Consider the following 13362-nt stretch of genomic DNA (forward strand, 5'->3'; position numbering starts at 1 on the left):
CTATTTAATAATTACTAAGTAATACTTTTGAGATTTTACCTTGATCTCGACTAAGGCATCCGCCAAATCTTAATAATATTATCAGCACTACCACCACTAGCAATAGTTTTTCCATCGGCACTAACAGCGACAGAATAAATGTAGCCAGAATCTCGCTTTAAAGTCCGAATTTCCTTTCCTGTTTCGAGATTCCATAGTTTCACAGTATTATCGTTACTGCCACTAATAAGGATAGTATTTTGATTTTTGTTGTCGCCTGATTTTGGCAAATAAGCAACAGAATTAACCTTGTCTGTATGTCCTTTGAGAGTGCGAATAGCCTCTCCCGTTACCAGATTCCACAATTTGATTGTTTTGTCTTTGCTACCACTGGCAAGGTTGATGCCATCGGGAGAGAAAGCGACAGCAAGAACTAAGCCGGAATGTCCTTCTAAGGTACGGATTTCTTTTCCCGTCGCCAAATTCCACAGTTTAATTTTCTTGTCCCAACTGCCACTGGCAAGAGTTTTGCCATCAGGACTGAAGGATATAGCTGCAACAGCCTGAGAATGTCCTTCTAATGTGCGGATTTCTGTTCCCGTCGCCAAATTCCATAGTTTAATTTTCTTGTCCAAGCTGCCACTAGCAAGGGTTTTGCCGTCAGGGCTGAAGGTGACAGATGCAATGCCTTGAGAATGCCCTACTAAGGTGCGGATTTCCTTGCCAGTTGCTATATTCCACAACTTGATTGTCTTGTCTGCACTACCGCTAGCGAGGGTTTTGCCATCGGGAGAGAAAGCGATCGCCCAAACCCATCTAGAATGACCTGTTAAGGTGCGAATTTGCTTGACTGTGGCTAGATTCCAGAGTTTGATTGTGCGATCGTCACTGCCACTAGCTAAGGTAATACCATCGGGTGCAAAAGCTACGGAATTCACATCGCTAGCATGTCCTTTAAGGGTGCTAGGCGCTGGAGTGTTTTCTTGAGTCCTGTTAGTAATTATCTGGGAGCGAGATTGTAAATACCAAACTCCTCCGAATCCCAGCAGCAAAATGGCAACATAGACTAACAGTCGATTTTTGCGGAATAGCCTTTCGGTAGTTGATGAGACTGTTAGTAGAGTCGCAGGTGTTGGTGGTAATAATGGCTGATTTGTCAAGTCTTTGATGACTTCATCCACCGATTGATAACGCTGTTGAATATCTATTTCTAACAGATTGTCCAAAACCTGACTCAAATGTCCAGACAGAGAACCCCCAACATAACCTGAATTACTAAAATGTTGTCGCCAAGCAGAAACCCAACTATAGCCGTGTTGCATCCACAGTTTTGATGGACGAATCCCTGTGAGGAGGTGAAAGCAAGTGGTACCCAAACTGAACAAATCACTGGCTGGATAAGCTTCGCCATCCTGCATCTGTTCCATCGGGGTGTAACCATGTGAGCCAATCGTTGTGCCGATTTGAGTTTGCACTGTTGCTGTCAGCTGCTTTGAGGAGCCAAAGTCAATCAGCACTAGCCGCCCATCACTTTGACGACGAATGATATTCTGTGGCTTGATATCCCGATGAATCACACCGCGATCGTGGATAAACTGGAGGATGGGGAGCAAATCCAGCAAAAGGTCGAGAATTTTGGCTTCGTTGTAAGTTATCCCTTGTTGCAATTCTTGGAGTAAATTGTGTCCATCGATAAACTGCTGCACCAAAAATAGATAATTATCTTGTTCAAAATAAGCTAAAAGTGTAGGAATTTGGGGATGTTCTCCCAATTTCTGTAGTTGTTTCGCTTCTTCTTTAAATAGCTCAATTGCCTTCTTTAAAGCGGAAGTTTCCTGAATTTTAGGGGCAAATTGCTTGACAACACACCATTCATTGAGCTTATCGACATCCTCCGCTAGATAGGTTCTGCCAAATCCGCCTTCATCAGATAGTACTTTAATGACACGATAACGACCCCTCAATAGTGGTATTAATGGTGTATTGCAACTTTCACAATACTGGTTGTCATCAGGATTTTGCGGATTTGAGCAATCGGGATTCAGGCAGCAGCGCATACTGGGAATCCTTTTGCCGTTTGAGTATATATTAATTCTTGACATATTATTTTGCTACAAAGTTGCCGGAATGATTATTTTAAATAAAAAAAATCATCAAAATGAGGAGGAAAATTATGGTAAGGAAAAACAACAAAAAATATCGGTTTAAATTTAAATTAGCGATTATTCTTTCTATTAGTGGCAGTTTGCTGCTGGCAAATCATATTCTGCCTATCAGTGCTTTAGAAAACCCAGAATCATTTGAAAAATTCAGAATTGCCAAAACACCAGATGAGAGGGAACCAGAAGCAGTACAACAAGGAATTGAACAAATCCCAGCCTCGCAACCAACTACATCTCCACAACGCAACCAGCAGATTGATTCACCCATACCTGCGCGGATATCGCCTAACACCATAAATTCTGTTCCCACTCCTCAGCCTACAGATAGTGGCAATAATTCCAGAACGTCTAAACCACCTGAAAATGCCAATCCTACCTCCAATCCTTCAGAAGGTAGCCCTGAACCTAGACCTTCTAGACCTATAGATTCTAATCCAAATCCTGGAAATGAGCGCTCTAATCCTCCCCGCCAGCGCAGTCGTCAACCAGGTAAAAGCCCCACTATTGAAGTTACACCTGTTTCTCCAGCCAAAGTTTTTAGTTACAGAGAGATTAACTTTGTAGATATCGCATTTGGTATTTTGGGTAAGGGTGATTTTAATTCTCAAGGTAGATACTTTCATTTCTACCAGTTTAAAGGTCAAGAAAACCAACTGATCCAAATCAGACTTATTGGCAGCGGGGATCAACGCCGCTCTAATAATTTGAGTTTAAATCCTTTCATGTTTCTCCTCGATCCTGATAATAATGTGATTGTCAAACGAGGTAGTGCAGCACCAAATGGTGAAACGAAAGATGCATTTATTTTTGTGCGATTGCCTGCAAATGGTACTTATACTATTGCTGTAACTAGCCGTAATCCTGGAGACACTGGACGTTATAGTCTGGCTCTGAGAAATGATAGAGCCAGCTATAGTATAGACGAATCCACTGAACTAACTGACAAAAGTCTCACCCTGAAACAAAATAGTAGTGCTTACAATGTTTCCAAGTTTCAAGGGAAAAAGGATCAGCTGGTTAGTATTCGTGTGGATAGTCTTTGGGAAACTTTTTCTCCTTATCTCGTCTTGTTAGATTCTCAAGGAAACAGAATTGCCACAGATAACTCCAAAGATGGTAAATACAGTGCTTTAATTGATCGAGCCAAGCTACCTAAGGATGATACTTACTATGTAGTGGTAATTTCCGCTAGTCCACAGGAACGTGGTAGATACCGTTTGACCATTTTCTAAGTACATATTTGCATCTGCTGATACTACTGCAAAGTTTTTTTGTACTTATCTAACCATCCAGCTAAATTCTCCTTTTGTATCGGATCAGGATTTTGGACTGGAATTACTTGATACTTTGTCGGCAGAGGATGAGCTAAAGTTACAGTCAGGGAAGTAAGTATATCTTGATGGAAAACTGTAACCTGGATGGTATCATTTGGTTGATAATCTTTGAGGCGATCGCTCAAGCCACTGGCTGTGACTTTAAAGCCATTAATAGCCAGTAACTCGTCACCTGCGTCAATTCCTGCTAGTTGTGCAGGTGAACCCACTTCGACAAATTTAATTATCTCTCGGCCATTTTCAGTACTTGCTCTCACACCTAAGTAGGGTTCTTCTTCCTGTTCCGCCACCAATCGCAAGCCAAAGGGTGCTAGATAATCATTAAAAGGCAATTCTTCAGTGCCATCAATGTAGCGTTGAAAGAAATTTGTCAAATCTATCCCAGCAACAGACTCAATTACTGACTGTAACTGTTCTGGTGTATAACCAATTTCGGCTTGTCCAAATTGTAGCCACATTTGCCGCATCACATCATCCAGGGAACGCTGATTGCGATGCTGCGATCGAATCAACAAATCTAGGAACAAAGACACCATTGCTCCTTTTAAATAGTAGGAAATTTGGGAATTACCGCTATTGGCATCCGGGCGATAAAGTTTAATCCAAGTATCAAAACTCGACTCAGCCAGGGGTTGTACTTTGCGCCCTGGTGTGGTGAGAAACTTAGTGATTTCCTTACTCAAATGATGCAAATAGGACTTAGCATCATAAATTCCTGCCCATAAAGGAATCAGCAAGTCATAGTAACTTGTAGTCCCCTCACAGAACCACAGAGAGGGTGTATAGTTTTCCTGATCGTAATCAAAAACTTCTAGTGCTTTGGGGCGAATGCGCTTGACATTCCACAAGTGAAAAAACTCATGGGCTACTAGTTGAATAAAGCGATCGCATTTTTCCTGAGTGCGAAACCCGAAACGCTGATAAATTAACGAACAAGCATTTTTATGCTCCAAACCCCCATAAGCTTGGTGAGCCAAATGTAGCAAAAACACATACCTTTCATAAGGTAAGCCACCAAACATCTCGGCTTCCACTTGAATAATTTTCTGAATATTAGCAATCATTTCTTGCGGGTGAAAATTTCCTTCTCCCCAAATTGCTAATTCATGAGGTTTACCCAATACTTCAAACTGATACAACTGGTGACAACCAATCTCAAAAGGACTATCTACCAGGGTGTCAAAATCGGCAGCAGAGAAAGTATTAGCTTGCCTGGGATCTAATAATAAAGGAGTAGTGACTTGCCAATCTGGGCGCGGTGGGATGATTGTCACAAGAATTGCTTGCTTCTCCCAGCCTGGTATTCTGAAAAACAGCGCCGCACCGTTAAAATAGCCGTGGCTAGAATCTAAATGATTTGTGCGTACTGATAGCTCATTCGCAAAAATCCGGTAACGTACAGTTAATTCTGAAATATTACCTTTTTCTACCTGCCAGTGGTTTTTACTGATTTTTCGCCAAGGTAAAGGTTGAGCGTCGGCAAAAGCGGCAAAATCTTGTAAGTTCTTGGCATATTCTCGCACCAAGTAGGAACCTGGTGTCCACACTGGCATTTTTAAATCTAGAATCGGCGATTGGTAATCTGTGAGGTGCAAAGTCACTTCAAACAGATGTGTCTCTGGTTGAGGCATTGCTACCAGATAATGAATAGTCGGCAAGCTTTCCTGAATGCGGGTATCCAGACGAGGCGCTGTTGCTTCAGTCATCTTGAGTGCTGAGTCCTAAGTTCTGAGTTATTAGTTAATAGTCAGGAGTTAGGAGTCAAGAGTCAAGGGGAGCTACTCCAGTCTTGCAGAGACTTCAAGATATCAGTGGTGTTCAAAAAATCTCGATTTAAGTAGCCGGACAAAAATATTTACAGTCATTGTGTAATTAATTCTGTCATTCTACTTAGAAAGACAACTGAGCTAAATGGATAAGCCTTTAGCAGTGGCTGGCTCCTCAGCACTCATCATTGGTTAGACTTTGCCAGCTAAATTAACCAACTGTTGGAAGTTAACTAAACAAATCATGTTATTGGTAGTATCAATTTTGATCCAACCTTTCTCATGGAGCTTTTCCATAATTTTAGTAGTTTCGTCAACACTGATTTCTGCCAGTTCTGCTAAATCTTTGAACGGTATGTTAAAAATTTCTTTGCCTTTGTCTGATTTTTGACTATAGCTTTCAGTTAAACTCACTAGGGTCTGGGCTAGTTTAACCGCTGGTGGTGAAGACCGCATTTGTAACCGCAGGTTTACTTGCCGTAATCGTCGCACCATCAGTTGTAGCATTCGATGATGTAAATGCGGGTCTTTAAATAATATCTGAATAAACCGTTCTCTGGAAATGCTCAATAACTTCACAGGCGACAGAGCAATGACATCGGTTGAGCGTGGAGATTCATCTAGAATGGCCATTTCTCCAAAAAAATCGCCCCTACCTAAGATTGCCAAGGCTACAGAATTACCTCCAGAGTTACGCCGGACTTTGACCCAACCAGAAACCACAAAGTAAACCGCGTTACCCCAGGCATCCTCCATGACAACTGCTCGTTCTGGTGGATATTCGTGGTCAATTGCAACGTCGAGTAGCCATTCCAGACTCTGCGGGTTGGCTGTACTCAGCAAGGGGAAAAGTTCACTAAAAACCTCAGTCTCAGTCTGCATGAAATATGTGCAAAAAATGAATTTAAGAAAGGAAAATTAAGTTGGCAACTATAAGCTTTAAAACGGTAATCTTTCGCTGAATGCGAAACCAAAAATATTGCAGTTCTGACTTTAAAATTCCAGGTTTTTAAGTCTGGATTTACACTACAACATAACAATTATCTCTAAGATCGAAATCAGCGGTTTTACTGAGATAACTTTTATTTAATTTTTGAGGCGCGGCTGGACATTGCCAGTTAAGGTTTTGATCTGTTGGTCTAAATTTCCCATGAGTTGGTTCAAGGCGACTAACGTATCTAGTTGCTCAGATTGTAGGTTGGGATTGAGTACAAGCCGTTGTTGTAGTTCATGCAACTTTAAGTTGAGTTGTTGAGCAATTCCTAAAGCATCACGACTAACATGACCCAACTGTTGTTGTTGATAGAACTTTAGTGCTGCTCCGCGCAACACTTGTAGTGTAGCTTCTTCACCGTAAAGTCCTGGCATCACTCTCAGGCGTAATAACAAACGGTTTTGTTGATGTAGGTATTCTTTCTCTACTTGTTTTGGCTCTGCGATTGTGGTTACGGGTAGGCCTGCAAATCGCTTTAATTCATTCATTACTCCTTGGAGAATGGAAAGGGGCAGATTTTCGATTACAGACTGTAAAACGCCATTGTCACTCCAGAGGATTCTGCCTTGGTAAGGCTGTCTTTCTAAATATAAACGACCAATTCCGCCAGCGAGAACCCTTCCTAATAATTCTTCTAATAATCTTTTGGGTGGTAGTGTTGGTAGCAGTTCAATGGGACTTAATGTCTCTGGGACTTGTGCTGGCAAGGCAGTTAAATTGTCTTGCAGTGCTGCTGGAGAAGTTTCTACTTGTTCGCTTTTGCGAAAGGAGCTTATAAGAGTAGTGTTTTCATATAAGTTATCTGCTTTTAGAGAGGGAAAATCTGTCTGTACGCCTGTAATTTGTGTGCTTTCTTGGGGATCTGCAGAAGATGGAAGTGTAGCTGTGTTCTTGTTGATGGATTCCGCTTTTGGCTGATGCTCTGGTTTGGCTTTTGGGTGGGATGTATTTTTGTAGTTGAGGTAAGCCGAGAGTATGGTGCGGTGAGCATCAATTGCGATCGCCTCTACGACCATTGTGCAATTGATATAAGACAAAATACGATGAACGTAATCTAGGGCTTCGCTCTCTTGGGGATAAACCATACCCAGCAATAGGTTGTTGTCCTCTAGTCTACAAGGCAAAATTTGGTGATAGAGGCAAGCTTCAAAGGATAAGAGACTGTCGATTAGATAAAATATCTGATCGCGATCGCTCAGTAATTCTGTGTGAGTAGGAGTCGGAGTTAGCACTTGCTGCCCTATCGCTTCAGTGTTAGTTAGTTTGCCCTCAGAAGACGACATAGGTTTGATTGCTGAATATTTGCTTCTCTACTATTTTGGCTCTAAGTTCGTTGAGAGTAAATAAAAATACTTTGTATTCTTGTTAAAAATTAAACTAGCCAGTATGAAGTCGCGGCTCAGTTTGGGATTGTAGAAGTCAGGAGGGAAGAGTCAGGAGGGAGGGGGAAGATTGATTTATGGGTTCTCATACATAAGGGTTCAGGGCAACTAACGGTTAGGCTCTGCTCAAAGTTAGCCTGAGCGTAGTTGAAGGCTAAATTTATTTATGGAGTTCTCCCCCTGCTTCCTGCAAGAGCAGCCCCTTTTCCTCTTCTGCTGATCAGCTGGGTTATTCCTGAGTTCTTAGGGACTGAGCGACGAGATAGACTTTAGTCCATTCGCCCATTACCTGATGGGTTTTGAGTTTTAACTGTTGAGCTATTGCTTCTATTGAGTTACCTGCTCTCCGCAAATCCAGGATCTGTTGCCCGATTTGAGTCAATTGTGTATGAAGTTGCTGCCATTGGCTTTGGGTTAATCCCAAGTTATGTTCTTGTAAGGAAATTGAGAGCCAGTTATCGACTAGTTCTGGTTTGCCTTTCAGGGCAAATACACGCACTGCATGGTAGCTAATTTTTTCTCTAAGTCTGTATATTTCCTTAATTGGTTTGTTTAGTTTCTTCGCAATTTCGTCTTGGGTTTTACCTTGAAGATAGAGTTGCAGCCATTCTACGGCTTCTGCACCGAGATTTTCTTGGAGATAATTTTCAAATTCTTTTTGCACTCCCTGACGTAATATTTGTTGCTCTTCTAGCTCTTGTGCTTCTTGATATTCGGCGATCGCTTGATTATCAACTAGGTTCACCCGATTGTCACTGTCGTCTGCGAGAATTTCTTCTGAAACTAGCCGAATCAAATCACTGCCTGGTACTTGGGTTAAACCACCACGTTGAGTCCGACGCAGGTAATTCACAAAGCGGTAAGCTAGGAGAGGTTGATTGCGTACTGGACGCAAAGAATATTCTTCTATACTCGCAAACAGTAAAGTATCTCGTAGTCGCTTATCTGTTGTCACTTCAGCGATACCAGCCATTTGAGCTTGGATGTATGTATCGCTTTGGAGTAATTCTTGCAATACTTCTTGTAATACATCAATTACGCTACGTTGGCGATCGCGGCTGAGGGATACCCAAGTTTGAATTTTATTTCTTAATGTGACTAAACTGGCCAGCCGATTGATTAAGTTACGATAAGCACGTTCTCTAGACATACCTAAGTAACGCTGCAGTAAGATTCGATACCGATATTCCATTGCTTGTTTGGCAATATTGAGTTCCTTGGGGTTGAGCAGCTCAAACCGTTGGCAATCACGTCCCAAAAGCCAAAGAATTATACTTTCTCTGGTAGCTACGTTTTGTTCTGGACATTCTGTCGCTAGGCGTTTTCGCCAATTTTGCGCCAGCTTTTCTGCTTCCGTTGCCATAGCGAGATTGCGCTCCTCGAAACCCTGTTTTAAAGTTTGCATCACAACCCCCATTTGTCGCACTTAATTTTTTAGCCGGTAGTTGCCCCTTATCCCACCTTCATCTATGAAGAAATTTCAGCGATTACTCTTTTATTACGTCTGGACTCATTAACTTTATGCAGAAATTTCTCCATTTATAGGTTTGTTTTTGATTTCCAACTGCTGAAAATATTGCTGCATAAGATATTTTCGGTAATTACGCAAATTAAAAATTTTTGTAAAGTTATATATTTGCCATCGAGAAAAAAGATTTGAACAGAGTGAGTAAGAATACACTAGCACTATGTAGGGGTTGAGAAAATTTGATTTTCTATACCTCATATAGAGGAGCCAAAATGAGTTGTGTTAAACCAGACGTTGTTTTACCAAGATGAGTTTCACCTTTGTGCAATTTTCCCGTGGAAATAAGCAAATTTTATGAATTTCGCTCACTAGTTTTACTATTTTGCCTGAGTTCAAGGCAGTACATACACTTTTATTCTCAGAAAAATACTGAAAATTTTCAAGTACCCATTAGGGTAATATTTTCACCTGTTTTTTCTATTTTTTGTTGAGCAGGAGATGCTACTTCATATCTATATGTAACCCAGAACATCTTTGCAGACATTAGAGTACAGTTGTTTTCAGGAAGGTCTAATATTTTACATTTACTAATTAATCTTACTGGTACTGTACCATTACTAAGTATTGCCTCTGGCAAAACTGCGAATAATTAAAAAAGTAGCCACAGATATATACGCTATAGGATTCATACTTGATTTTTGAAATATACGTAGTGACGTGGCAAGGTTAAAATGTGGGATTAATTAAATCAAATAAACCGCCCATAAAAGACAATCCCGTAGGGGCACGGCATCCTCAATCTTTTCCACAAGCCGATAATCTGACTATGCCGTGCCCGACGGCATCCTCAATCTTTTCCACAAGCCGATAATCTGATTATGCCGTGCCCCTACTATGTGTTTTTGGTTAACGCACTTGTACCCCTACGGAGAAGTAGCGTCTCCGACAGGAGCAACAACTGTCGTCAAGTGGCATTGGACACTCACTGCCCACCTTACATATACGTAGATTTTTCAATAACCAAAGCGGATTCCTATATATACGCTAGAACACAGTTAACGAGAAAATAGGGAGTAACAAGAAGAGAATTTGGACTCCAACCGAAAGGAGCCACACACGACTAGTAGAGGTTTATTACTCCCCAATAGGAAATTCGGTTCCCTATTATCTACTCCCTATAACCTTTTTTGATGAATTATCTGTTTTTTAGCAAAGTTCTGTGTGGCGGTAACTGACACATTTTGACTAAATAACTAATAGCTTTTACTCTATCGTCCGTTTGATGATCTGATGATGGGGTTTTCTACAGACTCTCGATATTGTTGGACTGCTTCTGTGTAGGCAATTGGTAGTACGGCTTCGACGTTTTCATGGGGACGAGGAATGATCACCCAAGATTCCAAAGTACCACCATAAACATTTTCTGCGGCTTCCACACCTGCAGCCATAGCTGTTTTGACTTCAGAAACATCACCACGAATGTTGACTGTAAAACGGGCACTACCCACTCTGATATACCCAACTAGGGTAACTCGACCAGCTTTTACCATTGCATCTGCTGCTGCTAACACAGCAGGAAAACCCTTAGTTTCCAGTGCTCCGACTGCCTGTAGTGACATTAGAAATCTCCTGTATGAATAAACCTATCTGGCGCCATGAATATATATTGTACGAAGCTTCGCTACAGATTTTAGTGGCGAATTTGCTTAGAACATCTGGAAAGGTTCCGATATTTCAGTGAAGTGGATTGGTAGTATGGTTTCCACATTTTCTGGGGGATTGGGAACTATGTAATGGGTAATTACTGCACCAACCTTTACTTGTTCTCCGGCGGCAATTCCAGCCTCAACTGCTGTTCTCACTTCGGCAACATGTCCCCGCACAGCGACTAGTAAACGGGCGCTTTCCGCTTGACCATAATACACCAGTGTGACTGCGGCAGATTTCACCATTGCATCTGCTGCTGCTAACACAGCAGGAAAACCTAAAGTTTCAATTACACCGACCGCCATTGGCATGGCTTCACTCTCCTGAGTGTAGGATAAGTGATATTAATTGTACGAGGCTTTAGTCCCTATTTTGTCATTTTGTGAAACTTTCTTGTATCTGGGCGACTTTCAGACGTGAAGTCACTGAAGTTAAGTTGCCCAACCAGCGATCGCTAAAGGTGGCTGACAACCGTTGATCCGATATGGGATATTGGTTGATGTAGCTTTTTGCCCCTGTTTGCATATCTACTTGGTAGATGCGATCGCCTTTTGTAGAGTCGGCAATTTTTTGGCTTGTTTTAAACCTGGGGAGGTTTTTTTCGGTGTTGGCGATCGCTCCATCAATCCCCTCAAACGCTTCAGCCAAAATTGCCACAATCCGCTTTTGTTCAATCAATACAATAGGTTGTCAAGAGTCAACAGTCAAAGACTAGTGGTTTGTCAATTTTGTTTTGAGGGGTTTTTGGTAGTGCGGGCCGAAAAGCCCGCGTGAGCGAGACGCTCACACTACAGTCCCTCATTTCAACCCTGACAGACTACTAGCTTAGACTAGGGAAAATCTAGGTTTTGAAACCCACCGAGGTGGGTTTTGTTTGTGTAGATGCGGTTTCTAACCGCCTATTTCACTAAATGTAGGACTCTCAACAAATATTGTGTCAAGGTAAAGGCATCTACACCTAATTCTGTGCGTTCTTGGGCTGCTAGAATAGCTGCTTGTGAATGCCACCAAGCTGCAGTAGCGACAATATCCTCAACAGGAATGTTTCTCTTCACACCTTGTGCTAACAATCCACCGAGTAAGCCTGTAAGGACATCGCCACTACCACCACGGGCTAAGGCTGGGGTACTTTCGGGGTTAATCCAAACTGCGCCTTGGGGATTGGCGATCGCTGTCCTTGCCCCTTTTAATAAGATTATCGCCCCACTTTGCGCTGCTGCTGCTTGTACGGTCTTGATTCTGTCTTGATTAGCGTCGGGAATATCGGGGAATAACCGCTTAAATTCACCTGTGTGGGGTGTGAGTATTGTTATGGCTTGGCGTTTTTTTAAGGTGGGGATGGTTCCCAGGTTTGCCAGAATATTTAAACCATCAGCATCGAGAATTAAGGGGCATTCACTAGCGATCGCTTGTTGGACAATGGGGGTAGTATCTTGAGTTAAACCAGGGCCACAAGCGATCGCACTAAATGAATTTAAATGATTGTTCTCTGGTAATTGTAACTGAGCGATGGCTCCTGTCTCTGTTTCTGGACAACCAATAATCAGAGATTCTGGCAAATGTGACACTAAAAGCGGTTTCAAAGATTCTGGTACTGCAATTGAAAGCATCCCCACACCACTAGCACGGGCACCCAAAGCAGTTAAAATTGCACCACCTGCATAACGCCGCGAACCACAAATTAACAGTAAATGTCCTTCTTTGTATTTGTGGGTGACAGGGGGACGGGGTAAGGGTAAAGTTGCAAGTGCTGTTGCTTTGGTAATGCGTCTAATTTTCCGTGCATCTCCTAATACAGCTTGCACATCAGCCAAGGGAATATCAAAATCGATTAACTCAGCTTTACCAACATAATCTAGTGCCTGATCTTGTAATAAACCTAGCTTCCACAAACCTAAACAAAATGTGTGGGTAGCGCGGATTGCAGTCCCCAAGACTTTGCCTGTATCGGTGTGCAAACCGGAGGGTAAATCAATACTGATAATGGGTTGATGTCTTTCATTTAGCTGATTTATTGCTGTAGCGATCGCACCAGTGAGGTTTCTTTCTAAACCAAATCCAAACAAACCATCAATTATTAAATCACAATCTGGCAACTCTTCAACAGTTCGGCTGCGCTCACTGTTAACGGTGAGCGCAGCCGAACTGTTAATAGTTTGATAACTGGGGATGCCGAGACTTTGAGCATATTGCAAATGCTGGGAAGTTAATTCTTTCAGTTTAGAGAAAGGATTATAGAGCAAGACTTCATACCCGCGAAAGTGTAATTCACGGGCGACTACCAAAGCATCAGCCCCATTATGACCGGGGCCGATTAAAATTCCCACACGGGAATTAATCTGGGGGATAATCTCTTGAATACGACGAGCAATTAGTCCTGCAACCTTTTCCATTAAAGCGGCTACAGGCATTCCGGCAGCAAAAATCCGCCCTTCAATATCCCGCATCTGTTCAGCGGTGACTACGATTTGGGAAATTTTTTCTTGCCTGTTTTGCATCAGTTATCAGTTATCAGTTATCAGTTATCAGTTATCAGTTATCAGTTATCAGTTTGTTCACTGTTCACTGAT

General features: G+C 42.0%; 9 protein-coding genes and 2 pseudogenes. 1 reads left to right on the forward strand and 10 read right to left on the reverse strand.

The window, feature by feature from the left end:
* Positions 1 to 50: 50 nt before the first annotated feature.
* Positions 51 to 2036 carry a serine/threonine-protein kinase gene (locus CAL7507_RS15245; protein WP_015129365.1) on the reverse strand — a complete coding sequence of 662 codons (1986 nt, stop codon included), beginning with the start codon at positions 2034 to 2036 and terminating at the stop codon, positions 51 to 53.
* Between the two features lie 116 nt (positions 2037 to 2152).
* Between CAL7507_RS15245 and CAL7507_RS15250 the strand changes: the two genes are divergently transcribed.
* Positions 2153 to 3373 carry a PPC domain-containing protein gene (locus tag CAL7507_RS15250; RefSeq protein WP_015129366.1) on the forward strand — a complete coding sequence of 407 codons (1221 nt, stop codon included), beginning with the start codon at positions 2153 to 2155 and terminating at the stop codon, positions 3371 to 3373.
* A gap of 23 nt (positions 3374 to 3396) precedes the next feature.
* Here CAL7507_RS15250 and CAL7507_RS15255 read toward each other — a convergent pair whose 3' ends face one another.
* The 9 genes and pseudogenes from CAL7507_RS15255 to CAL7507_RS15290 all read right to left on the reverse strand — a co-directional run bounded on the left by CAL7507_RS15255 (position 3397) and on the right by CAL7507_RS15290 (position 13290).
* Positions 3397 to 5181, reverse strand: a complete 1785-nt coding sequence (locus CAL7507_RS15255) for a M61 family metallopeptidase (RefSeq protein WP_015129367.1) — start codon at positions 5179 to 5181, stop codon at positions 3397 to 3399.
* 252 nt (positions 5182 to 5433) lie between these two features.
* Positions 5434 to 6123, reverse strand: coding sequence for a Crp/Fnr family transcriptional regulator (locus CAL7507_RS15260; RefSeq protein WP_015129368.1), 690 nt, complete (start codon positions 6121 to 6123; stop codon positions 5434 to 5436).
* Positions 6124 to 6327: 204 nt separating this feature from the next.
* Positions 6328 to 6870, reverse strand: a pseudogene (locus tag CAL7507_RS33680) (pilus assembly protein PilB); the annotation flags it as partial.
* A gap of 435 nt (positions 6871 to 7305) precedes the next feature.
* Positions 7306 to 7518 (reverse strand): annotated as a pseudogene (locus CAL7507_RS33685) (pilus assembly protein PilB); the annotation flags it as partial.
* Positions 7519 to 7846: 328 nt separating this feature from the next.
* Positions 7847 to 9034, reverse strand: a complete 1188-nt coding sequence (locus CAL7507_RS15270) for a HetZ-related protein 2 (RefSeq protein WP_015129370.1) — start codon at positions 9032 to 9034, stop codon at positions 7847 to 7849.
* Between the two features lie 1319 nt (positions 9035 to 10353).
* Positions 10354 to 10704, reverse strand: coding sequence for a carbon dioxide-concentrating mechanism protein CcmK (locus tag CAL7507_RS15275; protein ID WP_015129371.1), 351 nt, complete (start codon positions 10702 to 10704; stop codon positions 10354 to 10356).
* 87 nt (positions 10705 to 10791) lie between these two features.
* Entirely contained in the window at positions 10792 to 11103 is a 312-nt protein-coding gene (locus CAL7507_RS15280) for a carbon dioxide-concentrating mechanism protein CcmK (protein ID WP_015129372.1), read from the reverse strand.
* Positions 11104 to 11167: 64 nt separating this feature from the next.
* Entirely contained in the window at positions 11168 to 11470 is a 303-nt protein-coding gene (locus tag CAL7507_RS33115) for a hypothetical protein (RefSeq protein WP_042341354.1), read from the reverse strand.
* Between the two features lie 221 nt (positions 11471 to 11691).
* A complete protein-coding gene (locus CAL7507_RS15290; protein WP_015129373.1) occupies positions 11692 to 13290 on the reverse strand; it encodes a bifunctional ADP-dependent NAD(P)H-hydrate dehydratase/NAD(P)H-hydrate epimerase in 1599 nt (532 codons plus the stop codon).
* Between the last annotated feature and the right edge of the window lie 72 nt (positions 13291 to 13362).

This window comes from Calothrix sp. PCC 7507, assembly GCF_000316575.1.
In the GTDB taxonomy this organism is placed as follows: Bacteria; Cyanobacteriota; Cyanobacteriia; order Cyanobacteriales; family Nostocaceae; genus Fortiea.